Raw genomic sequence first — 23,436 nt, forward strand, 5'->3', positions numbered from 1 at the left:
ACACACAATCACTTGTGGGAGCGGGCTCTGCCCGCGAAGAGGCCAACATTGCCCACACACAATTCCTGCGAACACGCTTTTCACGGGCCCTGTGCTACCGTGCTCCTCATCGTTCAGGAGACCCACGATGCACCTGCCCCGCTCCCTCGCCATGCTCGCCCTGCTGCCACTGCTCGCCAGCTGCCAGTCCATCTTCAACCGCGCTGCGGATGCCCCTTCCACTGCAGGCCTGACCCGCATGCAAGGCGCCCTGCAGGGCGACAACGGCCGGCTGTTCTTTCAGCCCTGTGGTGACCCGCGCCGCTATGCGGTAACCGACAGCAACGGCACCGGCGTATTGCAGGAGGCCTCGCAACTGGCCGGCAATCGCCCTGTGGTGTATGCCGACCTGCGCGGACGTTTCGACGCCAGCACCAACGGCAGCACCGATGGCCAACTGCGCCTGCAGCAGCTGTATCGACTCGATCGCTCGCTGGCCGCGTGCAAGGACCCGGACTTCAAACTGTCCAGCCTGAGTGCCGCTGGCGAGTCCCCGCGCTGGCAGGTCAGGGTGACCGGCCAGGGCATGATCGTGGATCGCGAAGGTCAGGTTCCCTTGGCCCTGCCCTATGTCGAGGAACAGGTCGGCGATGGCCGCTTCAACCTGTCCACCGAGGCCAACGGCCAGCGCATCGAGCTGTGGGTGGCACCGCAACGCTGCGTCGATACGCGCAATCAGGGTGTGCAATTCCTCGCTGCCGAACTGCGCGTCAACGGCGACGTGCAGCGTGGCTGCGCGACCTTCGGCGGCGCACGCAATCAGTAAGCTGCACCGTCCAGCGTTTTTTACCTGACGACGGGCAGCGCATCGCGTTTATAATGCCGGGTTCTGTTATGCCCCCGGGGCGCGCCCGGATTTTTGGACCTGTCATGCTACGAATCACCGAACTCAAGTTGCCCCTGGACCACTCCGACGACGCCCTGCAACCTGCCATCGTGCAGCGCCTGGGCATCGCCGACGCCGACCTGCTCGACTTCACTCTATTCAAACGCAGCTACGATGCGCGCAAGAAGAACAGCGAACTGCAGTTCATCTACACCGTCGATCTGCAAGTGCGCGACGAAGCCGCGGTGCTCGAGCGCTTCGCCGATGACCACAACGTCAACGTGGCCCCGGATGTCAGCTACAAGGTAGTCGGGCATGCGCCAGGGGACTATGCCCAGCGCCCTCTGGTCGTGGGTTTCGGCCCCTGCGGGATCTTCGCCGCCCTGCTGCTGGCGCAGATGGGCTTCAAGCCCATCGTGCTCGAGCGTGGCAAGGAGGTGCGCCAGCGCACCAAGGACACCTGGGGCCTGTGGCGCAAGAACGTGCTGAACGCCGAGTCCAACGTGCAATTCGGCGAGGGCGGTGCCGGCACCTTTTCCGATGGCAAGCTCTACAGCCAGATCAAGGACCCACAGCACCATGGGCGCAAGGTTCTGCACGAGTTCGTCAAGGCTGGAGCGCCCGAGGAAATCCTCTACGTCAGCAAGCCACACATCGGCACGTTCCGCCTGACCGGCATGGTCGAGAACATGCGCCAGCAGATCATCGCGCTGGGCGGCGAGATCCGCTTCGAGCAGAAAGTCACCGACCTGCTGGTCGATGGCGAGCGGCTGCAGGGAGTGGTTCTGGAAAGCGGCGAGCAGTTGCTCTCCAACCATGTGGTCATGGCCCTGGGACACAGCGCCCGGGATACCTTTCGCATGCTGCACGCGCGCAATGTGTTCATGGAAGCCAAGCCCTTCTCCATCGGTTTTCGCGTGGAGCACCCGCAGGGCATCATCGACCGCGCCCGGCTGGGCAAGTACGCCGGCCACCCGAAGCTGGGTGCCGCTGACTACAAACTGGTCCACCACGCCAAGAATGGCCGCTCGGTGTACAGCTTCTGCATGTGCCCCGGCGGTACCGTGGTCGCGGCCACGTCCGAACCGGGTCGCGTGGTCACCAACGGCATGAGCCAGTATTCGCGCAACGAGCGCAATGCCAACTCAGGCATCGTCGTCGGCATTACCCCGGAACAGGACTATCCCGGCGGCCCGCTGGCCGGCATCGAACTGCAGGAACAGCTCGAGTCCACGGCTTACCTGCTGGGTGGCAGCAACTATCAGGCGCCGGCGCAATTGCTGGGCGACTTCGTTGCCGGCAAGCCCTCCACAGCACTGGGCAGCGTCGAGCCTTCGTACAAACCGGGGGTCACGCTAGGCGACCTGGCACTGTCGCTGCCGGCTTTCGCCATCGAAGCGATCCGCGAGGCCCTGCCGGCATTCGAACGCCAGATCAAAGGCTTCTCGATGCATGACGCCGTGCTGACCGGCATCGAGACACGCACGTCCTCGCCCCTGCGCATCACCCGTGGTGCCGACTACCAGAGCCTGAACCTCAAGGGTCTGTTCCCGGCCGGTGAAGGTGCGGGCTATGCGGGCGGGATCCTCTCCGCCGGCGTGGACGGCGTACGTATCGCCGAAGCCGTAGCGCGGGATATTCTGGGTCTGCACTGACCCTTCGCCACTGCGTATTGGCATTGCCTGGAAAACGCATGCCGCTCACGCCTCAAGCGGGCGCAAAAAAACCGGCCTAGGCCGGTTTTTTCGTCGACGAGTTCGCTTAGTGCGAAACGCGGCTGGTGCCGTCTACCGTCATGATGCGTACACGCTCGCCGACACGGAACACTTCGTTCTCCTGTACGGCCTGAACGTAGGCACGCATGCTGCCGTCGTCCTCGCGCACGGTGATTTCCACACCCTGTGTGCGGGTGAATCCTTCTTCGGTGGCCGAGCCCAGCAGACCGCCAGCCACGGCGCCGATCACGGCAGCGACGATGCTGCCGCGACCGCCACCGACTGCACTGCCGGCAACACCACCGACCACGGCACCCGCGCCACCGCCGATCGGTGTCTTGGTGCCTTCGATCTTGACCGGACGCAGCGACTCGATGGTGCCCATGCGCACGGTTTGCACACGGCGCGCCTCGTCGCGCGAGTAGGAGTCGCCCGACAGGTTGGAGGCACATCCGCCCAGCAGCAGGGACATCGTGGTGAAGCAGGCAACTAGCAGAACTGACTTGCGCATTTTGGCAGGACTCCATGGGACATGTGTGCATTAGACGCCGCAGGCCAACGGCTGTCACGACACGGTCTATAAAAATTTACGTCAAAGGTGCGTCAAAGGGCGCGGACGCGGGCCTGGATGCTCGACGAGCCACTGAACGTCTGGACAACGGGCAGTGGCAAAAGGTCAAGGCAGGGTCAGGGAGCCAGACGTTCGCGAACCCACGAACCGGCTTGCAAGCGATAGTTGAGGCGGTCGTGCAGGCGACTGGGACGCCCCTGCCAGAACTCGATTCGATCAGCCACCAAGCGATAACCACCCCAGTGCGCGGGGCACTCGGGCTCGGCAGCGCTGAAGCGCTGCTCGGTTGCCTGCAGCAGCGCTTGCAGCTCGCTGCGATCGGCAATGACCTGGCTCTGCGGCGAGGCCCAGGCACCGAGGCGACTGCCAAGGGGACGGACCCGATAGTAGGCATCGGATTCGGCCACGCTGACCTTGCTCACCCGCCCTTCTATTCGCACTTGTCGCTCGAGGGTAGGCCAGAAGAAGGTCATGGCCGCAAACGGCCGATCTGCCAGCTGCTGGCCCTTGGCACTGTCGTAGTTGCTGAAGAAGGTGAAACCCTGATCATCCAGGCCCTTGAGCAGCAACACGCGACAATGGGGACGACCTTCGGCATCGACGGTGGCCAGCGTCATCGCGTTGGCTTCCACCGGCGCCTGCTCGGTCTGGACTGCCTCGCCGAACCACTGGCGAAACAGCGCGAAGGGCTCGGACGGTGCCTGCGCCTCGTCCAGCCCATCACGGGTGTAACTACGGCGCATGTCGGCCAGGGCTTGCGTCATGGCAGCGATCCTTGCATCAGTGCGCCTTGGCCTGGTCGTTGCTCACGGCTTTCTTGGCGACGGCTTTCTTGGCCTCGGTTTTCTTGGCAGCCGGGGCGGCTTTCTTGGCCACGGCTGGCTTGGCTGCGGTTTTCTTCGCGGTTGCAGCCTTGGCAGGCGCCTTGGCGGCAGGTTTGGCAACCGGTGCAGGCACGGCTTTGACGTCCTGGGTGGCAAGCATTTCAGCGGCAGTGAAAGTCGGCTGGTTGTACTTGGCCAGCAGGGCCAGCATGGTGTTCTGCGGGGTCAGGAGAATTTCCACGCGACGATTGAGCGAACGACCTTCGACACTGTCGTTGGCGGCACGGGGCATGACCGAACCCATGCCACGCAGCATCAGGCGATCACGCTGCAGACCGCTGAGGCGGAAGATCGAGGCGATCGACTGCGCACGCTCCTGGCTCAGTTTCTGGTTCAGCGGCCCGGGGCCGCTGGTGTCGGCATGGCCCAGGACCAGCACGGCTGTCTTGTGATCGGCGTCGATGGCCTTGGCCACGCGGGTGATCGGGCCGAGGCTGATCGGCAGCAGCATCGAAGGCCGGTCGGGGTTGAACGAGGAGTCGACCGGTGCGGTGATCACCAGCAGGTCTTCGCGACGCTCGAGTTCGAACTTGCTGTCCTTGATGGCTTCGCGCAGCTTCGGCTCGTAGGCGTCGAGCCAGGCCTGGGTGACCTTGGGGTCGACCTTCGGCACGTCGGCAACCTTGGCCTGGGCAGGGGTGCTGCTGGCGCCGAACGGCCACCACCAACGGCTTTCGCTGTCGGACTTGGAATCGGCTTTGGCCACCTTGTCGGTGATGGCCTGCTCGACTTCCTTGTCAGCCGCCTTGCTGGCGACTGCGTCACGGCCAAATGGCCACCAGGCATGCCCGCCCTGGGCCGAGGAATCCTGGGGAGTTTGAGCACAACCGGTAGCGGCCAGGCACAAGGCAAACGCGATGGATTTATTCGGTGACATGGTGCATTCCACAAGGTGTTGGTAAATACAAACCGGTTTAACAAACCGGCCTAAATTATTGATTGATAGAGTAGAGCAGTCATAGCCCAATGGGCGACCGCTGGTCGATTTGTGATCAATCGCTTCAGAGACAACTGCGCAGAACGCGCACCAGGTGCTGTGCCCGCGGGTCCATCAGTATATAGGGGCCCAGGGTGTTCACGGCAAAACCAAAGGCAACATCATGTTCCGGATCGGCGAAGCCCACCGAGCCCCCTGCCCCGGGGTGACCGAAGGCGCCCGCACCCAGGCCGAAGGTGGCGTTGGCCACCTGTGGCTGGTCGAGCATGCAGCCCAGGCCGAATCGCGTGGGCGTCATGAGCGTCTTGTCCAGGCCCAGGCTGTGCTCCCGGGTAAGCTCGGCAAGCATGTCGGATTCGAGCAGGCTGCCGTCGAGCAAACCGGCGTAGAAACCAGCCAGGCTGCGGGCATTGCCATGGCCGTTCGCCGCAGGCTGTTGCATGCGTCGCCACTCCGGCTTGTTGGTACTGGTCAGCACCGATGGCGGATTGGTGAAGGCGCGCGTGGCCATGGCCGCGGGTTCGCGCATGGTCACCTGCAACAGACGCTGGGCCGCTTCGTCGCCGACATTGCCCTTGCCGCGGGCGATGTGCGCGACGCGGTGGAACTCCTCATCCGCCAGCCCGACGTGGAAATCCAGCCCCAGGGGTTTGGCCACCCGCGCCACGATGGACTCGCCCGGCCCGCGGTTATCGGCCCGCCGCAGCAGTTCGCCGACCAGCCAGCCGTAGGTGATGGCCGCATAGCCATGCCCGGTACCTGGTTGCCACCATGGCGTTTCCGCCGCCAGCGCGGCAGTCATCCGTGGCCAGTCGTAGAGCGCCTCGGGCGGCAGCATGTCACGCAAGGCCGGCAGGCCGGCCTGATGGCAGAGCAGATGGCGCAAGGTGATCGACTGTTTGCCGGCGGCGGCGAATTCCGGCCAGTAGCGGGCCACCGGAGCGTCCAGCGCCAGCTTGCCCTCGGCCACCAACTGCAGGGCAGTCACGGCGGTGAAGGTCTTGGTGCAGGAGAACAGGTTGAGGATGGTGTCGCTGTGCCAGGCCTGGGCACCGTCCTTGTCGGCGGTACCGGCCCAGAGATCGACGACCGTCTCGCCACCCACCTGGATGCACAGCGCGGCGCCGCGCTCCTGAGGGTTGTCGAACAATGCCGCGAACGCTTCACGCACGGCTTCGAACTGCAACTCGAAGTGACCTTGTATCTGCACCCTGACTCCCATCGACCACGCCGCGAAAAATGAAGCGCATTGTTTCAGCGATTCAGCGCTTTGTGAACCGCCCTGCCCTCGATTATCGTCGCACCAGGGCCGTGCGGGCCGTCAGGAAATCTCCCGACGGAACGGTGGCAATGCGTTGAGGATGGCCTTGCCGTAGCGCTGGGTGACCAGGCGTCGATCGAGCAGCGTGATGGTGCCGCGATCCTGCTCGGTACGCAGCAATCGCCCGCAGGCCTGGATCAGGCGCAGCGAAGCATCGGGCACGGCGATTTCCATGAACGGGTTGCCACCGCGGGCCTCGATCCATTCGGCCAGTGCCGCCTCCACCGGATCGTCAGGCACTGCGAAGGGGATCTTGGCGATGATCACATGCTCGCAATAGGCACCGGGCAAGTCGACGCCTTCGGCGAAGCTGGCGAGACCGAACAGCACGCTGGAGTCCCCGCCATCGACACGCGCCTTGTGCTTGTTCAAGGTTTCCTGCTTGGACAGGTTGCCCTGGATGAACACCTGCTTGCGCCAGTCGCGGTCCAGGCCGTCGAACACGTCCTGCATCTGTTTGCGCGAGGAGAACAGCACCAGGGTTCCACGATAGCCTTCGACCAGGTCCGGCAGGTCGCGGATGATCGCAGCGGTGTGCGCCGCCGCATCGCGGGGGTCGGCTCGCAGGTCGGGTACGCGCAGCACCCCGGCCTGTTCATGGTGAAAGGGGCTGGGCACGATGGCGGTTACCGAGGCTTTGGGAATCCCGGCGCGCATGCGGAAACGGTCGAACTTGCCCAATGCGGTCAGGGTAGCCGATGTCACCAAGGCACCGTAGGCGACGTTCCACAGGTTGCGGCGCAGCATCTCAGCCGCCAGGATCGGGCTGGCATTGACTTCGATATCGTACAGCGCACCGCCATCGGCCAGGGTCAGCCAGCGCGCCATGGGCGGACTGTCTTCTGGGTCTTCGGCGGTGAACGCCGTCCACAATTCCCAACTGCCCTGGGCGCGAGCCAGCAAGCTGCCGAACAGCGGGTACCATTCCTCGGCCTGATGGCTGGCAATGCCCACGTTTTTCTCGCCGTCCATGCCTTCCTTGAGCAACTCGCTCAAGCGGGTGAACAGGTCGGTCAGTTTGGAAAAGCCCTTCTTCAGCTCGATGCCCATTTCCCGCATATGCTCGGGCACCACCCCGCCGACGAAGCGATGGCGTGGGCGCTCACGGCCTTCCATGTCTTCGCCGGGCTTGAAGTCCGCCAGTTGCTCGCAGGCGCTGAACATGAACTGCTGCTGGGTCTTGATCTCACGGGCCAGCTCCGGCACCTGCTCGATCAAGCGCCCCAGGTCACCCGGCAGCGGGTGCTGGGCGAGCAGCTTGGTCAGGTTCTTGGCCGTGGTTTCCAGCCAGTCGGCTGTAGAGCGCAATCGGCTGTAGTGAGCGAAATGGCCGATCGCCTTGTCAGGCAGGTGATGGCCTTCGTCGAATACGTACAACGTGTCGCGCGGGTCGGGCAGCACTGCCCCGCCGCCCAACGCCAGGTCGGCCAGTACCATGTCATGGTTGGTGACGATCACATCGACCTTGCCCATGCCTTCGCGTGCCTTGTAGAAGGTGCACTGGGCAAAGTTAGGGCAATGGCGGCCGGTGCACTGGCTGTGGTCGGTGGTCAGGCGCGACCATTGCTGATCTTCCAGGGCCACCGGCCAGCTGTCGCGGTCACCGTCCCATTTGTTGCCGGCCAGTTTCTCGATCATGCTGGTGAACAGTTTCTGGCTCGCCTCGTCGACCTCGATCTTGAAACCTTCCTCTTCGAACAGCTGCGCGGTCGCGCTCTGCGCGTGTCCTTCCTGCAGCAGCACGTCGAGTTTGGACAGGCACAGGTAGCGTCCGCGGCCCTTGGCCAGCGAGAAGGTGAAGTTCAGCCCGCTGTTGCGCATCAGGTCGGGCAGATCCTTGAACACGATCTGTTCCTGCAGCGCGACCGTGGCCGTGGCAATCACCAGGCGCTTGCCGGCCGCCTTGGCCACCGGAATCGCGGCCAGGCTGTAGGCAACCGTCTTGCCGGTGCCGGTGCCCGCTTCCACCGCCACCACCGCCGGATCGCCCGTACGCCGGCCTTCGTCATCGCACGCGATGTCGCCCAATACCTTGGCGATTTCGGCGATCATCAGGCGCTGGCCATAGCGCGGCTTGAGGCTCTTGGCTTCGAGAAAACGCGTGTAGGCGCCCTGGATCGTGGTTTTGAGTTCGTTACTGATCATCGGCTGGTCATGGCGAAAGGCTGGATATATTTTCAGTGGTTCTCATCGGGTCGCTATCATACCCTGCTCGACTTCGATGTGCTGGCTGGAGATACCCATGAGCGCCGACAGCGTGTTTCAAACCCTGCATGGGCTCGCTGTGCTGATGTGGCTGGGCGGCATGCTGGCGACGTGGACGATCCTGCGCCCGGCCGGGCTGGCAGTGCCTTCGCGGGTTCAGCGCCTGCAGCGTCTGGTGGATATTTTCCCACGGCTGTTCGGCGGGGTCTGGGCCGCCGTGCTGATTCTTCCGATCAGCGGCGTCGCCCTGCTGCGCCTGCGCTTCACCGGCTTCGAGACGGCGCCACGCGACGTACAGATCATGATGGGCCTGTACGTGGTCATGGTGGCCTTGTTCCTGCGCATGCAGGGCCTGCAACTGCCCGCGCTGCGCAAGGCCGTGGCGGCCCAGGCGTGGGCGGACGGCGCGATCGCCGTGAAGCAGCTGCGTCGCCTGGCGGTGGGTGGCCTGCTGCTGGGCCTGGCGACCGTGGTGCTGGGTATGGCCAGGCAGTTCTGAACCAACCTGGTCAGAAGCGCTGGATGCTCAACGTGCCTTCGGTGCCCGCCTCGCCTGCTCTCCCCGGCAAGCCCTCGCGACCCGACTTGCCGCCTTCGGCGCGGTACACCACGCAGCCCTTGGATTTGCCTCCGGCGCCCGGACGTCCGGGAACACCGGCAGCGCCGCCCTGGCCGCCGTCGGTGCGCACCTGGATCGCTTCGCTGGCGAAGGTCGCCGGCAGACGCAGGCGGACATTGGCGCCAGGCGCACCAGGCAGGCCGTCGCCGCCATTGTCACCGTTGCCACCGCGTCCCGCCGAGCCCCAGGTACAACCGGGCGCCTGGCCATTGCCACCGTCCAGACCCGCATAGCCATCGGCACCCGCGCCGCCGCGCGCGTCAATGTTCACCTCCAGGGCGTCCAGCGATTGCAACTGCACGTCAAGATTGCGCCCTGCGCGAGCCGCCTTCTGATGGGTACCGGGCGCGCCACGGGCGAGGATCTGGCTGCCGCTGCCAAGCTCTGCATGCTGCGCGCGCAGGCGCAACTCCTGCTCGCCCGGCACTATCGCAATCCGCGCCTCATGCCCCAGGCGCAATTGCTCGACACTGAGTTCGGTCAGGTTGGCGGGAATCAGCAAGGTGCCGTAATCCGCTACCTCCAGGCGCTGCAGCTGCAGCACGCTGGAGCTGGCCGGCAGGCGCAACAGCGAATGAGGTTCGACACTGACCGACTCGGCCAATGCCAGCGGCGCAAACAGTACTGCCAACAAACCCAGCTTACGCATGGCTAGCCTCGGTATCGGACGGTGCGGGAATGGATTGGATGTGAAAGATCCCGGCCAGCAGGATCTGGACTCGGTCAAGCCACGGATGGCTGCGCCCGCGCAGGCGCTTGTTGAAGGCGATCGCTTCGATCAGGTGCAGGAACAGCAACGTGCCGCCGGCCAGGTTGATCAGTGCATGAAACGGTTTGACCATCGGCATGAACAGGTTGAGCAGTACCACCCACCAGAACAGCAAGGTCAGACATTTACCCAGAAAAAAAATCCTTTCATGTGCCCCCCACGGCATTGGCTAGGCGCACATTAACGGCTGAGAGGTGACGGTGACCAGAGGCCGGCAGGAAAAACCTGCCGACCCACATCGATCAATGGCTCAGATGGATTTCCACGCGACGGTTCTTGGCGCGTCCGGCGTCGGTGTCGTTGCTGTCGACCGGCTCGCTTTCACCGCGACCCTCGCTGCTCAGCTTGTCTGCCGCAACGTCTTGGCCCAGAAGGAAGGAGACGACACTGGCGGCACGTTGCTCGGACAGCTTCTGATTGAAGGCATCGCTGCCGACGCTGTCGGTATGACCGACGATCTTGACCATGGCCACCTGGGCCGTCTTCATCCGCGCTGCCAGCGATGTCAGCTCGGTGCGGGCACTTGAGGTCAGTTCGGCGCTGCCGAATTCGAACGGTACGTCGCCCGCATCGCTCAAGGTGACCACTTCGGGGATATCGGCCACTGGCGGCTCGGGCGCCTTGGTCACGGCGGGGTAGACCGGCAATGGGCAGCCGTTGTGCTTGACTGGCGTATTGGCCGGGGTATCGGGGCAACGATCGCGTCGATCGAATACGCCGTCTTCGTCCTTGTCGCCGTCCTGGGCATAGCAGACCAGACCGCTCACCACCGCGCCGGCCAAGCCACCGCCAGCGGCCCACGCACCACTTTCAATGGCACCCAGCCCACCACCGGCGAGGCCACCCAGCACGCTGCAGACAGGCCAGGTACGCGAGTTGAGTGGGGACGCCCCTTCAGGGGAGGTGGTACAGCCGCTCAGCACACCGGCGACCAGCAGAGCGGGAAGTACGGTCCGCGATAGATCTTTCAGCTTCATTCAAGGCTCCTGAGTCGCCGGCGGGCGCCGGCAACTGAGAAGTAAAGCGTGCCGCCGGTCGTTGTACAAGGGGACCGGCGGTTGGCGCTAAAGGTTCAACGCTGGATGAGAATCTCGGTACGACGGTTCATGGCGCGACCGTCGGCCGTGTTGTTGTCGGCAACCGGCTGGGCCTCGCCCACGCCCTTGACCGATACCACGCTGGCCCGCGGTACGCCGCCGCTGACCAGGTAGTCAGTCACTGCCTTGGCGCGCTGCTCGGACAACCGTTGATTGTAGGCGTCCTTGCCGACACTGTCGGTATGACCGCTGACGCTCAAGCGCGCAGTGGTCGCTTCGGTCTTCAGGCGGGTGGCGACGGTATCGAGCTGCGCCCGGTCGGCGGCGGTGAGGGTGGCCTTGTCGAATTCGAAATGCACGTTGCGGATGACGATCGTCTCCTCCTTGGGCATCGGTGCCGGCTCGGCAGCGACTGGCATCGGCGCCGGGGCAGGCGGCGGGCAACCATTGGCGTCTACCGGCGTGCCCTTGGGAGTGCCGGGGCACTTGTCGCGGCTGTCCGGTACGCCATCACCGTCTTCGTCGCCATCGCCATGCACCCAGCAATAGGCCGCGCCGACACCGGCCGCCGCCGCGCCAACACCGGCTGCCAGCGACCCGCTTTCGATTGCACCCAGCGCCGCACCGGTCACACCGCCCACGGCCGCGCACATCGGCCAGTCGGTTTTCTGCAAGCCTGCGCAACCCGTCAACACGCTGCCGACCAATATCAAGGGTAGTGCCGTCCGAACTATGCTCATCTAGTTTCTCCTCAGGGAATCGGCAGCAGGGGCCGACGTTCTGGGAGTAAAGACCGTGGTTGGCATATGCGCCAGCAATAAGCCATAGGGCACGCCATCCAATCAATGCTGGGCCATCGGGTCGGGGCCCTATAATGTGGTGGCCACGACCGAGGAGCTTCAATGACCGACGCAGTATCTTCCCGTACCCCGCAACAGGCTCTGGCGGCCTTGCTCGAACGTCACGCGCCGCAGCGCCTGCTGCTGATCGGCGCGAGTGCATTCCCCGCCCTGGCCGCGTTCGAGGCAGCGCACCCCGAAACCCGTATATACAGAGCCGCGCCCGGGCCCCTGCCCGCAGACCTGGCCGGCCAGCGTTTCGACCTGGCGCTGGCGGTGGATTGCCTGGAGCATCTGAACAAGGCCGAAGGCACGCGTCTGCTGGCCGGCATCCGCAACCTCAATGCGAGCTGCATCGCCGTGCTCGCCGACCCGGTCGCAAGCGGCTGGAGCGACACCGACTTCTACGCCCTGGCCCTGCAGGCCAGCGAACGCTTCGCCCGCGACCAGCAGGTGCTCAAGCTGTACACCTATGATGTGCGCGAATACAAACAAGTCCCGGACTGGCTCAACGCCAAGTTCTGGGCCAACCCGGAAAACTTCGGCAAGTATTGGTGGTGATATGAGCGTTTCGATCTGTCCGTGCGCAAGTGGCAACCTGCTGCCGGCCTGTTGTGGTCGCTATCACGAAGGCCAGCCGGCGCCCGATGCGCAGAGCCTGATGCGCTCGCGCTACAGTGCCTACGTGCTGGGCCTGGTGGACTATCTGGTGAACACCACCCTGCACGCCCAGCAGGCCGGCCTCGACCGCCAGGCCATTGCCCAGTGGAGTTCGCAGAGCACCTGGCTGGGCCTGGAGGTGGTCGCGGCGGAAGTCTTCGGCGGCCAGCCGGAACACGCGTTCGTGACCTTCACTGCGCGCTGGCACGACAGCACGGGCGAGCACTGCCACCGCGAGCGGTCGGCGTTCGTGCAGCACGACGGCCGCTGGTATTTCATCGACCCGACCGTCCCGCTCAAGGCCAGCCGTAACGACAGCTGCCCTTGTGCCAGTGGGTTGAAGTTCAAGAAGTGTTGCGCGGGCTACATCAGCCAATGATTTTCAGATGAGAGATGTCCGGCACCTGAATGGTTTGCTCGTGCCGCAACTGGCCCATGTCGCTGCCGGCAGGCGCCAGGCTGAACTGCTGCAGGTTCAGCTTCGCCGAGCGCTGCGCGGGTCGTTCATCCTGCAGATCGGCGCCCACTTCGGCGATGGCGAAGTCCGGCGCATCCACAGCCACGAACGCTGCCATGTACGCATCACGCGGCACGACCTCGGCGCGGCGGGCCACTGCCATGGGTTTCTGGCCGAAGTCGCCTGCCGCCGCTGGCGCGGTCATGATGATTTCTTCGATGTCCTGAGCCATTTCGTCGATGCTGGCCACCGCCCCTGCGCGTGCCAGCGCCGCGCGGTATTTTTCCGCCGCTTGGGCGTCGAGGTTGTTCTTGAGGACCAATCGGCGTCCGGAAAACAGCATCTCGATTCGCTGGGCGTCGGCCTGGAACAGTTTTGCCAGGTTGCTCTTGACCTGGTCCAGCGCCGCGCCGGGCACGCATTGACCGCTGAAGACGATCTCGTAGAAACGCATGGCAACTCTCCTGGCATGGCGCCGTTGCGGGCAGTAGGCGTCCGCACAGATGCCGAAAAGCCAGCACCGTAGCAGTGATTATGGACCACGATGTTTCGGCGCAACAAGCTCGCCCTTGTCATGCCCGCGCGCCTTGTTAGACTCAAGGCAAATCCGGAGGTCCCTGCCATGTCCGCTTGCACTCTCGTTCTGCGCAGCATCGGCTTGCTGTCACTGCTGGGACTCACGGGCTGCGCCACCTGGTTCACCGGCAACTACCAGGATCCTCAGGTGCACTTGGTCAAGGTCGAGGTGGTCAAGGCCAACATGCTGCAACAGCGCCTGATCCTGCGTTTCCGCATCGACAACCCCAACGGCCGCAGCCTGCCAGTGCGCGGCATGAGCTACAGCGTGCGCCTGGAAGACATGCTGCTGACCGAAGGCGACGCCAGCGACTGGTTCAGCGTGGCCGCCAACAGTGGCGAATACTATGAGCTGCCGGTGCGCACCAATCTCTGGCAACACGCGCGCGAGCTGTCACGCCTGCTCAAGCACCCCGAGCGAGGGATCCGCTACGAGCTGCGCGGCGAATTGCGCACCGGGGTGCTGTTCGGCCACGACGTGGTGCTCAACCACACCGGCGTAATCGACGCACGCGGCTTGTCCGATCGCTGAGACGTCGCAAAGATTTTTCCCGCAGCGCTGCTATTCCGAACCCAGGGTGAGATAATTCCGGCCAATTTCACCTGCGGAGTATTCTCGATGTCCCAGCAACCCCATGTGCACGGCCCCGACTGCAATCACGACCATGACCACGATCACCCTCATGAGCACGACCACGGTCACGTGCATGGCCCGCACTGCAACCACGCCCCACAGGAACCGGTGCGCAATGCACTCAAAGATGTAGGCCGCAACGATCCCTGCCCCTGCGGCAGCGACAAGAAATTCAAGAAGTGCCACGGCGCCTGAGCCGCGGCGATGCCCGAGGGTGCTGCGTGCTGGCATCCCTCCCTTGACCCCAAACCCACCACTATGCGCTGTGCCCGCGAGCGGCCCGGGCACGAAGAAAATATCCCCCGCCTGACGCTTGCGCGTCGCCCCCGCCCTCTCTAACGTAGCGCCTTTTACGCCAGCCCCTGCAGGAGCTTCGCCATGGCCTCGCCCGCCCGTTTTTTCTTCTTCACGCCCACGTTCGGCTGCGCCGCCGTGGTCACCGGCATGCTCACCCTGACCGGCTGCCAACAATGGCTGGGCGGCTCCGCCGAGCAAAACCTGCCGCCAAGCGTGGGTGTACAGCCGCTCAAGGGCCTGGCGCAGAACGTCTCGGTCAGGCGTAACGGGCTGGGCATGCCGTTGATCGAAAGCAATACCTTCCACGATGCCCTGTTTGCCCAAGGCTATGTGGCCGCCAGCGACCGCATCACCCAGATGGTCCGTCTGCGGCTGCTGGCCCAGGGACGCCTGGCCGAACTGGACGGCGTCGAAGCGCTGGACAGCGACCGCCTGCTGCGCAGGGTCAACCTCAAGAAAAGCGCCGACCAGTTGTATGCCGCCGCGTCACCTCGTCTGAAGCGTTTCTTCGATGTCTATGCACGGGGCGTCAACGCCTACCTGTTTCGCTACCGCGGCAAGCTGCCCGCGCAGTTGGCAGGCTACACCCCCGAATACTGGAAGGCCGAAGACTCGGCGCTGATGTTCGCGCTGTGGTCGTTCAGCCAGTCGCTCAACCTGCAGGAAGAGCTGGGTTCGCTGGTACTGGCGCAGAAAGTGGGCACCGACAGACTGGCCTGGCTGCTGCCGGTCTATCCGGATGAGAGCCTGCCTTTCACCGAGGCCGACAAGCTCAAGGGCGTGCCTCTGGGCAACTCGTTGACCCACCCGGCGGGCCTGGCCACGATGAATCGCGAACTAGCGCGACTTGGCGCGCCAAGCTCCAGCAACTGGGCCATCGGCCCGCAACGCACGCGGGCCGGGAAAAGCCTGTTCGCCAACGATACCCACGCAGCGACGAGCGTTCCGTCGGCGTGGAGCTTCGTGCAGCTGCGCGCGCCGCGCTTTCAGGCGGCAGGTGTCGCCCTGGCCGGTTTGCCGGGCGTGCTGGCCGGCTTCAATGGTCAAGTCGCCTGGGGCATGGCGGCAGTGATGGGCGACAATCAGGATGTTTTTCTGGAGAAGGTGCGCAGCGAAGGCGGCCGCGTGCTGTATCAGTCCAACGGCAAGTGGCAGCCGGCCCGCGTGCGTCAGGAGACCTACCTGGCCAAGGGGCAGCGTCCGCTGCGCGAGGCGGTCTACGAAACCGGTCACGGCCCGCTGCTCAACGACGTCAGCGGCATGCCGGCAAGCGGCGGCTACGGCTTGGCCCTGCAACTGCCGGATTTGACCGACGACAAGAGCCTGGATGCGCTGTTCGATCTGTCGCGCGCCAGCAATGTCGAGAAGGCTTCGGATGCCAGCCGGCAGATACGCGCCGTGGCCACCAACCTGCTGTTCGCCGATGCCAGCAGCATTGGCTGGCAGGTCACCGGCCGCTTTCCCAACCGTCTCGAAGGCAAAGGCATGCTGCCCTCGCCCGGCTGGGACGGTCGGCATGACTGGGATGGCCTCGCCGACCCCATGCTTCACCCTTACGACCAGGACCCGCCGAAGGGTTGGCTGGGTACCGCCAACCAGCGCATCGTCCCGCCCGGCTATGGTATCCAGCTGTCCAACGCCTGGTACTACCCCGAGCGCAGCGAGCGCCTGGCCGAGCTGGCCGGTGCCGGCAAGCACGACACACGCAGCATGATTGCCATGCAGTCCGATCAGACCACCCCCTTCGCCGCCAAACTGAAAAAGATGTTTCTTGCGCCCGGCATGGCACAACCGCTGAAAAGTGCCATCGATGCGCTGCCCGAGGGCGAGCGGACCAAGGCCCGCGAAGCCTACACTCGCCTCATGGCCTTCGATGGCCGCCTTGCCGCGCAATCCGCCGATGCCGCGCTGTACGAACTGTTCCTGCAGCAAAGCGCGCAGCGGACCTTCCTCGACGAGCTGGGCCCGCTCGACAGCGCCAGCTGGAAGGCCTTCGTGGCCCAGGGCATGTCTTCCTACTCGGCCCAGGCCGATCATCTGCTGGGGCGTGACGACAGCCCGTTCTGGGACGATCTGAGCACCGCGCAGAAGGAAGACAAGCCGGCCATCCTGGCGCGCAGCCTGGCCGCTGCAGTCAGCGCCGGCGAGGCGCAGCTGGGCACTGATCGAAGCACTTGGCAATGGGGGCGTCTGCATCGCACCACCTGGACCGACACGGGCGGGTCCGATGCCGGCGCACCCGTGCTACGCGGCCCGGTTGCCACCGGTGGCGATCACACCACCTTGAACGCTGCGCCCTACCGCTGGGGCGACAGCTTCGACACCGCGTCGATACCGGCGCTGCGCATCGTCGTCGACTTTGCCCAGGCCGAGCCGATGATCGGCCTTAGCAGCAGCGGGCAGTCGGGTAATCCGGCCAGTGCCAACTACACCGACGGCATCGACGCGTGGCTCAAGGGTCAATACGTCAGCTTCCCGATGCAGCCGCAGCATTTCGACAAGGCCTACGGGACCAAGCGACTGACGTTGACGCCGCAGAAATGACCGTGTGAATTCGCCGCTGAAAACGCAAGAGAGCCCCCGTTACTCGAAACGGGGGCTTGATCACTGCGCTGGATCCTGCCCTATCGGGAAGAACACCCCGCCACTCCACACCCCCAGCCAACCGTCACGCACCACGGCCAGCTCGACCAGCCGATAGAACACGTTGCGGTGAATGCGTGCTTCCAGGTTGTTGCGCACCAGCACATAGGGTGAAGGCTCCTGGGTACAGGGGTCGATGTCTACCCGCAGCGGGTGCTGCGCGTCGGCGTCGACGCAGTCCTCGACATTGCTGGTGAAGCGCAGCGACTGCTGCTCGCCTTCCCCCGACACCTGCATGTCGATGGCCACGAACGGTGCGTCATCGACGACGATGCCGACTTTTTCCACCGGCGTCACCAATACGTACTCGTCGCCATCGCGGCGCAGGATCCCGGCGAACAACTTGACCATCGCTGGTCGGCCGATCGGCGTGCCCTGGTAGAACCAGGCACCGTCGCGGGCAATACGCATGTCGATGTGCCCGCAGAAATCGGGATTCCACAGGTGCACGGGCGGCAAGCCCTTCTTGGCAGTGGGAATGTGCGCCAGCAAATCGTCGGCCTTGCCCGTCATGCTCGTCTCCTCAGCGGCTTACGCCCAACAAGCTGCGAGCGTAGTCCTCAAGGGGTGGGCCAAGCAAATCTTCCGGTTTGTTGTCGCGCATCGTCAACAGCCCGCCACGGCTGCGGATGGTCGCGGTGTCGATGAGATAGCGGGTGCTGGTTTCGATGAGCATGATCTGAATCACGCTGCTGTCGACGCCGAGCCGGTCCAGAGCTTCCTGGTCGGCCCATTCGTCAGCATTGCCGATGCGGTCGTCGGCGCGTGCAAAACGGGTGTAGAGCAGGTAATGCGCGCCGGCATTGCGCGCCTCGCCCAAGGCCTGTTCCAGGCCCAGCGGTGCCGGGGCGCGGCGTACCAGGGGAAAGTACTCGACGAACGCTTCGAACGCCTGTTCAGCCACAACGTTGGGCCGCGGGTAGGCGCCGCCGGGAGGCACGAACGCGCCCTGGCCAATATAGATGAACGAGTCCGGCTGCACGCGCAGGTTGTTGAACCGACGAGTTTCACTGTGATTCAACACACCCGCATCGCTCAGGTGATAGCGAGCGCCTTCGCCCAGATCACTGACCTTCATGCAACCGCCCAACGCCAACAGCGCCAGCAGCACGACCAGGTTACGCATGCATCCTCCAGAGCCGGCGACAAGATCCCGGCGATCAGCCACATGATGCAGCTTCTGCGCCAGTTTGCAGGGCTCGGGATGGCTTGAGGGTCAGGCTTCTTTGGGGCCGGGTATTTCCGGATCGCGTTTGCGCTTGTTGCCCATGCGCACGCCGATGTCCATGAGGAACTGGAAAAAGCCTTCCTGATCTTCCAGTACGTTGCTCCAGAACGGCGAGTGGTACAGCGCCACCGCGCCGTGTACCAGCGCCCAGGCAGCGCAATAGTGGAAGTACGGCGGAACGTCTTCCAGCTTGCCCTCGCTGATTCGCCCCTCGATGAGGAACGTCAGGCGTTCGAAATTCGACGCGCGGATCTTGTGCAGCTGCTCGACGAGCTCGGGCACCTGGTTGCCCTTGACCACCTTCTCTTCCAGCCGGTCGAACAGCCGATAGCGCTGCGGATCGCGCATGCGGAACTCGAAGTAGGCGCGGGACAGGGCTTCCTTGTCTCGATCGATGTCGGCCGAATGCAGCAGCGCGTTCAGGTCGCGCTCGTAGTCGAGCATCAGGCGCAGGTAGATCTCGGCCTTGGACTTGAAGTGTTTGTAGATGGTGCCTTTGCCGATACCCACGGTGTCGGCAATCAGCTCGACTGTAACGCTGTCTTCGCCTTGCTCGAGAAACAGCGCCAGTGCGGTGTCGAGGATTTCCTGCTCGCGGCGGCGAAATTCACGGACCTTACGAGGTTCTTTTTGCATAGGAAGGACTGGATCGAAAGCGGAGGCAGTCATTATGCCTGTATGAGGTCAAAATGCACGGATCATCCCAAATCTCTGGCTTTATGGCGCATATGCCACGCACCCCTGCAATCTGTACTGAGCAGCAGCGGGCGTATTCCAAATACGTTTAAGAAAACCCTGCAAGGCACTGGCGCCCCTGACCCATTCGACAATACTTGAACTGTCGTCGCGCCATACTCCCCCAAGTGATGCGGCGGCAAGGCGTCGATGGACCACGCGCCTGTTGTGACTCCTAATGGTCTTGACCCGGGATTCTCCCCCCAGAGCCCGGGTTTTTTTGCCCGTGCAGGCTCAAGCCTGGCGACGAACACGCGCCAGGGGGAACAGCCGGCAGAAATTGTCGGTGGTGCGCTCGGCCAGGCTTTCGAACGTCTCGCCGCGGACCGTGGCGATGCACTGTGCCACTTCGCGGACGTACTGCGGCAGATTGGACTTGCCACGGTAGGGAATGGGTGCCAGATAGGGCGAGTCGGTTTCGACCAGCAAGCGATCGGCCGGCACCTGCCGCGCGACTTCACGCAGGGCATCGGCATTGCGGAAGGTCACGATGCCCGACAGCGAAATGTAGAACCCCAGGTCGAGGGCGGCCTTGGCCATCGCCCAATCTTCGGTGAAGCAATGCAGCACGCCGGCCTGGGGCAATTGCGCCTCGCGCAACAAATCCAGGGTATCGGCGCGTGCGCCGCGGGTATGCACGATTACCGGCTTACCGGTCAGATTGGCCGCCTGCAGGTGCAGTCGAAACGACTCCTGCTGCAGCTGCGCCGCCTCGGGTTCGTAGTGGTAGTCCAGGCCGGTTTCACCGATCGCCACCACGCGTGGTGCGTCGAGCTCGGCCATCAGCCAGTCCAGCGCGGGCGGCTTGCCGGGAGCGAGGTCGAGGGGATGAATGCCGACCGAGCAATCGACGTCGTCGTAACGGCCGGCCAGGGCCTTGACCGTGGCGGCGTTCTCGGCGCTGACGCCGATGCACAGGAAATGCCCGACACCGCAGGCACGCGCGGCCTGCAAGGCGGTGTCCAGGCAGCCGTCGTGTTCGGCAAGGTCGAGGCGGTCGAGGTGACAGTGGGAATCTACGAGCATGGGGGTATGGGGACTACATCGTGTGAGTGGGACGGTCGGACTTCAGGGCGCCGGCCAGATAGGTTTCGATCTTGTTGCGCGCAGTATTGTCGCCGTCGTTGAACTGCACGCCCACGCCCGCAGCACGGTTACCCTGGGCGCCCTTGGGGGTGATCCAGGCGACGCGACCGGCCACGGGAATCTTCTCCGGCTCATCCATCAGGTTGAGCAGCATGAACAGCTCATCGCCCAGCTTGTAGCTCTTGCTGGTCGGAATGAACAAGCCGCCGTTTTTGATGAACGGCATGTAAGCCGCGTACAGGACGGCCTTGTCCTTGATGGTCAGGGACAGAATACCGTTGCGCGGTCCGGGACTGACGGGTTGATTCATTCGTGCTCCGTTACTGATAGTGAGTTTTCGCAGCAGTCAAACCGCGTCTGCCGCATCCGGCGTCCCCGCGTCGCACCGACCCAACTACTTCTGCCGTCGACGCGGCTTGCGCCGCTGCTACAACCGGCGCATCCATCATCCGGCGTCACCGCGTCGCACCGACCAAACCACGTCCGCCGTCGACGCGGCTTGCGCCGCTGCTACAACCGGCGCATCCCTGTAGCAGCGGCGCGAGCCGCGTCCGGTATCACCACGGTACATCAGACAAGCCGCCGCCAACACCGGCAGCGTTCGATCACAATGCACCCATCACGTCTGTCCCGGCAAGGCCATCCAAGACACCAGCAGCGCCTCGATGAGCAATACCCGGTTCAGGTTGGCCTTGGCCAGCACTTTCTGGCGCTGCATCAGCACCCAATCCTGAATGGCCAGCACCTTGTTCTGGGTACTCTTGTCAGCCAGATATTGCAGCACCTTGCGCATGTCGCTCAAGCCCAGCCCCTGCTCGTCCGTCGTCAGGCGATAGCGCAGCAACAGGTTCGACCACTCACAGAACCAGTCGAACAGCAGCAGCAATGGCACCGCGCTCCAGGCTTCGGCCAACTGGCTGGGCGTCTGCTGCCCTTTCAGCAGCTTCTTCACCCCTTCGACCACCAGCGCCCGCTGCTCGACGATACCGCCAGCCTGCAACCTCACCGCTGCCAGCGGCGAGCCTGCGGCCAACGCGAGCAGATCGGTGCGCGCAGCCCCGTCCACTTCCGGCAGCGCCGTGGCCAGCCACTGCAGGCTGACGGCCTGAGTAGGCAACGGGCACGCCTGCTGCACGCAACGGCTCTTGACCGTGGGCAGCAGTCGACTGGGCTGATGACTGACCAACAGCAAGACGGTATTGCCCGAAGGCTCCTCGAGACTTTTCAACAATGCGTTGGCCGCATTGACGTTCATCGCTTCGGCAGGCTCGATCAGCACGACCTTGCGCCCGCCCATTTGCGCGGTCTGCACCACGAAGGCGACCAGCTCGCGCACCTGGTCGACCTTGATCGCCTTGTCCGCTTCCTCAGGTTCGAGGATGAAATTGTCCGGATGGCTGCCGGCCTGCAGCAACAGACACGACTTGCAGGCCCCACAGGCGTGCTGCGCGGCCGGACGCTGGCACAGCAACAGTGCCATCAGGCGCTCGGCCAGGGCACGCTTGCCGATGCCCTGCGGCCCGTGCAGCAGGTAGGCGTGAGCATGCTGAGTGCGCCCGGCCAGCTTCTGCCAGAGGTCATCCTGCCAGGGGTAGGCGTCAGCCACGCGGCAAACCTCGCAGCTCGGGCAGCAACGCATCCAGCGCCTGCTGGACCTGCGCCAGGCTCTGCCCGGCATCGACCACCCGATAGCGCGCAGGCGCTGCAGCGGCGCGCGCCAGGTAGGCGCCACGCACGGCCTCGAAGAACGCCCGGCCTTCCTGTTCGAAACGATCGAGGCGACCCCGCGCGCTGGCCCGCGCCAAGCCGACTTCCACGGGCAGGTCGAACACCAGCGTCAGGTCCGGGCGCAACGTGCCCTGGACGAAGGTTTCGAGCTGGGCGATGCGTTCCTGGGACAACCCACGGCCGCCGCCCTGATAGGCGTAGGTGGCATCGGTGAACCGATCGCACAACACCACCGCGCCACGCGCCAGCGCCGGGCGAATCACCTGGGCCAGGTGTTGCGCGCGCGCGGCGAACATCAGCAGCAGTTCGGTATCCACGCACATGGTTTCATCGCTGGGTGCCAGCAGCAGTTCGCGGATACGTTCGGCCAGGGGCGTGCCGCCCGGCTCGCGGGTCAGCACCACGTCCAGTCCGCTGGCGCGCAGACGCTCGGCCAGGTACTCGCGATTGGTACTCTTGCCCGCGCCTTCCGGCCCTTCCAGAGTGATGAATAAACCGGTCACAGGGTGTCCTTGCAAAGTCATGGAGCAGGTGCCTCGACGGCGTCCGGCTTCTCTTGTGGCTCGCGCGTACCGGTCTCTGTCGGCGCCGCGGCAGGCGCGGGGCTCGAGCGATAATCGGCGCGGCGTTTGAGTTGGTACTCGCGCACGGCGTTGTTGTGGGCATCCAGATCGTCGGAAAAGACATGGCTGCCGTCGCCGCGCGCGACGAAATACAGGCTGCTGCCGGGGACCGGGTTGAGCGCGGCATGAATCGCCTCGCGGCCCACCATGGCAATGGGCGTGGGCGGCATTCCGGCGATCACGTAGGTGTTGTAGGCCGTCGGCTCGCGCAGGTCGGCGCGGGTCAGCTTGCCGTTGTAGCGCTCGCCCATGCCATAGATGACGGTCGGGTCGGTCTGCAACAACATGCCCGTCTTGAGACGACGCACGAAGACCCCGGCGATCTCGCCGCGCTCCTGGGGCACACCGGTTTCCTTTTCCACCAGCGAGGCCATGATCAGCGCCTGGTAAGGCTCGCTGTAGGGTGCGCTGGCGGCGCGCTCGCTCCATTCGCTGGCCAGCACTTCTTCAAGACGGGCGTAGGCCTGCTGCAGCAGCTCGACATCGCTCATGCCACGCACGTACTTGTAGGTGTCAGGGAAGAATCGACCTTCGGGGAACGCCTTGGGGTGGCCGATGCGCGCCATGACCTCACTGTCGCTGAGCCCGCCCAGGGTCTGCTCGAGCTTGTCCTGACGCGCCAATGCCGCGCGCACCTGACGGAAATTCCAGCCTTCGACCAGGGTCAGGCTGTACTGCACCACCTCGCCGCGCTGCCAGACGTTGAACAGGTCGTTGACGGTCATGCCGGGCGTCATGCGGTATTCGCCGGTGTGCAGAGGCTGTCCGGCACGGTTGAAGCGCCAGTACAGGCGCAACCAGAACGCATCGCGCAGGGTGCCCGCCGCCTGCATGCGCAGGATCGTGCCGCCGGGGGTTGCGCGGTTGGGCACGTCGAGCAGCTGTTCTTGAGCTACGGCCAGCGGCTGGTTCAAGGCACTGTCGACTTTCCAGGCCGCCACGCCCGTCGCCAGTGCGGCAACAACGATGAGCGTTTCCAGCAACAGCAGAAATTTACGCTTCACAAA

The 23,436-nt window shown here is 64.3% G+C and carries 26 protein-coding genes; 8 read left to right on the forward strand and 18 right to left on the reverse strand.

What is annotated here, in order from left to right:
- The first annotated feature begins 127 nt into the window (after nucleotides 1-127).
- Nucleotides 128-805 carry a hypothetical protein gene (locus ONG87_RS15070; RefSeq protein ID WP_264381558.1) on the forward strand — a complete coding sequence of 226 codons (678 nt, stop codon included), beginning with the start codon at nucleotides 128-130 and terminating at the stop codon, nucleotides 803-805.
- Nucleotides 806-909: 104 nt separating this feature from the next.
- Nucleotides 910-2,520, forward strand: a complete 1,611-nt coding sequence (locus ONG87_RS15075) for an NAD(P)/FAD-dependent oxidoreductase (RefSeq protein ID WP_192052898.1) — start codon at nucleotides 910-912, stop codon at nucleotides 2,518-2,520.
- A 106-nt stretch (nucleotides 2,521-2,626) separates the two neighbouring features.
- Here the strand turns inward: ONG87_RS15075 and ONG87_RS15080 are convergent, their stop codons facing one another.
- The 5 genes from ONG87_RS15080 to dinG all read right to left on the reverse strand — a co-directional run bounded on the left by ONG87_RS15080 (nucleotide 2,627) and on the right by dinG (nucleotide 8,438).
- A complete protein-coding gene (locus ONG87_RS15080) occupies nucleotides 2,627-3,091 on the reverse strand; it encodes a glycine zipper 2TM domain-containing protein (RefSeq protein WP_043185261.1) in 465 nt (154 codons plus the stop codon).
- Between the two features lie 176 nt (nucleotides 3,092-3,267).
- A complete protein-coding gene (pdxH, locus tag ONG87_RS15085) occupies nucleotides 3,268-3,915 on the reverse strand; it encodes a pyridoxamine 5'-phosphate oxidase (protein WP_264381559.1) in 648 nt (215 codons plus the stop codon).
- 16 nt (nucleotides 3,916-3,931) lie between these two features.
- Nucleotides 3,932-4,912, reverse strand: coding sequence for an OmpA family protein (locus tag ONG87_RS15090; protein WP_185794304.1), 981 nt, complete (start codon nucleotides 4,910-4,912; stop codon nucleotides 3,932-3,934).
- 124 nt (nucleotides 4,913-5,036) lie between these two features.
- Nucleotides 5,037-6,182, reverse strand: coding sequence for a serine hydrolase domain-containing protein (locus tag ONG87_RS15095; RefSeq protein ID WP_264381560.1), 1,146 nt, complete (start codon nucleotides 6,180-6,182; stop codon nucleotides 5,037-5,039).
- A gap of 111 nt (nucleotides 6,183-6,293) precedes the next feature.
- A complete protein-coding gene (gene dinG / locus ONG87_RS15100; protein WP_122476457.1) occupies nucleotides 6,294-8,438 on the reverse strand; it encodes an ATP-dependent DNA helicase DinG in 2,145 nt (714 codons plus the stop codon).
- 97 nt (nucleotides 8,439-8,535) lie between these two features.
- On the opposite strand from dinG, the gene ONG87_RS15105 reads away from it, so the two are divergent.
- Complete coding sequence (locus ONG87_RS15105; protein ID WP_122476458.1) at nucleotides 8,536-8,997, forward strand: DUF2269 family protein; 462 nt, start codon at nucleotides 8,536-8,538, stop codon at nucleotides 8,995-8,997.
- A 10-nt stretch (nucleotides 8,998-9,007) separates the two neighbouring features.
- Here ONG87_RS15105 and ONG87_RS15110 read toward each other — a convergent pair whose 3' ends face one another.
- The 4 genes from ONG87_RS15110 to ONG87_RS15125 all read right to left on the reverse strand — a co-directional run bounded on the left by ONG87_RS15110 (nucleotide 9,008) and on the right by ONG87_RS15125 (nucleotide 11,663).
- Nucleotides 9,008-9,766 (reverse strand): collagen-like protein, encoded by a 759-nt coding sequence (locus tag ONG87_RS15110; protein ID WP_192057874.1) that lies wholly within the window; start codon nucleotides 9,764-9,766, stop codon nucleotides 9,008-9,010.
- Nucleotides 9,759-10,052 carry a DUF1145 domain-containing protein gene (locus ONG87_RS15115; protein ID WP_264381561.1) on the reverse strand — a complete coding sequence of 98 codons (294 nt, stop codon included), beginning with the start codon at nucleotides 10,050-10,052 and terminating at the stop codon, nucleotides 9,759-9,761. The genes ONG87_RS15110 and ONG87_RS15115 overlap by 8 nt, the downstream gene beginning before the upstream one ends.
- A gap of 76 nt (nucleotides 10,053-10,128) precedes the next feature.
- Entirely contained in the window at nucleotides 10,129-10,857 is a 729-nt protein-coding gene (locus ONG87_RS15120) for an OmpA family protein (RefSeq protein WP_122476780.1), read from the reverse strand.
- A 101-nt stretch (nucleotides 10,858-10,958) separates the two neighbouring features.
- Nucleotides 10,959-11,663, reverse strand: a complete 705-nt coding sequence (locus ONG87_RS15125) for an OmpA family protein (protein ID WP_264381562.1) — start codon at nucleotides 11,661-11,663, stop codon at nucleotides 10,959-10,961.
- A 162-nt stretch (nucleotides 11,664-11,825) separates the two neighbouring features.
- Here ONG87_RS15125 and ONG87_RS15130 point away from each other — a divergent pair, with 162 nt between their 5' ends.
- Nucleotides 11,826-12,323 carry a DUF6231 family protein gene (locus ONG87_RS15130; RefSeq protein WP_192057873.1) on the forward strand — a complete coding sequence of 166 codons (498 nt, stop codon included), beginning with the start codon at nucleotides 11,826-11,828 and terminating at the stop codon, nucleotides 12,321-12,323.
- Nucleotide 12,324: 1 nt separating this feature from the next.
- Entirely contained in the window at nucleotides 12,325-12,801 is a 477-nt protein-coding gene (locus ONG87_RS15135; RefSeq protein WP_192176461.1) for a YchJ family protein, read from the forward strand.
- On the opposite strand, the gene ONG87_RS15140 is transcribed toward ONG87_RS15135, so the two are convergent.
- Nucleotides 12,791-13,333 (reverse strand): hypothetical protein, encoded by a 543-nt coding sequence (locus ONG87_RS15140; RefSeq protein WP_264381563.1) that lies wholly within the window; start codon nucleotides 13,331-13,333, stop codon nucleotides 12,791-12,793. The genes ONG87_RS15135 and ONG87_RS15140 overlap by 11 nt on opposite strands.
- Nucleotides 13,334-13,501: 168 nt before the next feature.
- Between ONG87_RS15140 and ONG87_RS15145 the strand changes: the two genes are divergently transcribed.
- From ONG87_RS15145 to ONG87_RS15155, 3 genes are all read left to right on the forward strand, one after another.
- The gene (locus ONG87_RS15145; protein ID WP_264381564.1) at nucleotides 13,502-13,987 is read left to right on the forward strand and encodes an LEA type 2 family protein; all 486 of its coding nucleotides are present in this window, start codon (nucleotides 13,502-13,504) and stop codon (nucleotides 13,985-13,987) included.
- 87 nt (nucleotides 13,988-14,074) lie between these two features.
- Nucleotides 14,075-14,284, forward strand: a complete 210-nt coding sequence (locus ONG87_RS15150; protein ID WP_192052881.1) for an SEC-C metal-binding domain-containing protein — start codon at nucleotides 14,075-14,077, stop codon at nucleotides 14,282-14,284.
- 183 nt (nucleotides 14,285-14,467) lie between these two features.
- A complete protein-coding gene (locus ONG87_RS15155) occupies nucleotides 14,468-16,930 on the forward strand; it encodes a penicillin acylase family protein (protein ID WP_264381565.1) in 2,463 nt (820 codons plus the stop codon).
- A gap of 60 nt (nucleotides 16,931-16,990) precedes the next feature.
- Here ONG87_RS15155 and ONG87_RS15160 read toward each other — a convergent pair whose 3' ends face one another.
- From ONG87_RS15160 to mltG, 8 genes are all read right to left on the reverse strand, one after another.
- Complete coding sequence (locus ONG87_RS15160) at nucleotides 16,991-17,542, reverse strand: DUF1285 domain-containing protein (RefSeq protein ID WP_122476477.1); 552 nt, start codon at nucleotides 17,540-17,542, stop codon at nucleotides 16,991-16,993.
- 10 nt (nucleotides 17,543-17,552) lie between these two features.
- Nucleotides 17,553-18,155, reverse strand: a complete 603-nt coding sequence (locus ONG87_RS15165) for a DUF4823 domain-containing protein (protein WP_122476479.1) — start codon at nucleotides 18,153-18,155, stop codon at nucleotides 17,553-17,555.
- A 90-nt stretch (nucleotides 18,156-18,245) separates the two neighbouring features.
- Nucleotides 18,246-18,893 (reverse strand): TetR/AcrR family transcriptional regulator, encoded by a 648-nt coding sequence (locus ONG87_RS15170; protein ID WP_122476480.1) that lies wholly within the window; start codon nucleotides 18,891-18,893, stop codon nucleotides 18,246-18,248.
- 333 nt (nucleotides 18,894-19,226) lie between these two features.
- Nucleotides 19,227-20,018 (reverse strand): TatD family hydrolase, encoded by a 792-nt coding sequence (locus ONG87_RS15175; protein WP_264381566.1) that lies wholly within the window; start codon nucleotides 20,016-20,018, stop codon nucleotides 19,227-19,229.
- A 13-nt stretch (nucleotides 20,019-20,031) separates the two neighbouring features.
- Nucleotides 20,032-20,388: a PilZ domain-containing protein gene (locus tag ONG87_RS15180; RefSeq protein WP_043185228.1), complete on the reverse strand. Its 357-nt coding sequence runs from the start codon at nucleotides 20,386-20,388 to the stop codon at nucleotides 20,032-20,034.
- Between the two features lie 309 nt (nucleotides 20,389-20,697).
- Entirely contained in the window at nucleotides 20,698-21,684 is a 987-nt protein-coding gene (locus ONG87_RS15185) for a DNA polymerase III subunit delta' (protein ID WP_264381567.1), read from the reverse strand.
- A complete protein-coding gene (tmk, locus tag ONG87_RS15190; protein WP_192057866.1) occupies nucleotides 21,677-22,309 on the reverse strand; it encodes a dTMP kinase in 633 nt (210 codons plus the stop codon). Before tmk ends, ONG87_RS15185 begins: the two co-directional genes overlap by 8 nt.
- 17 nt (nucleotides 22,310-22,326) lie before the next feature.
- On the reverse strand, nucleotides 22,327-23,433 hold the full coding sequence (gene mltG / locus ONG87_RS15195; RefSeq protein WP_192138096.1) for an endolytic transglycosylase MltG: 1,107 nt from the start codon (nucleotides 23,431-23,433) through the stop codon (nucleotides 22,327-22,329).
- Nucleotides 23,434-23,436 lie beyond the last annotated feature (3 nt).

This window comes from Pseudomonas sp. MM227, assembly GCF_947090715.1.
GTDB lineage: Bacteria > Pseudomonadota > Gammaproteobacteria > Pseudomonadales > Pseudomonadaceae > Aquipseudomonas > Aquipseudomonas baltica.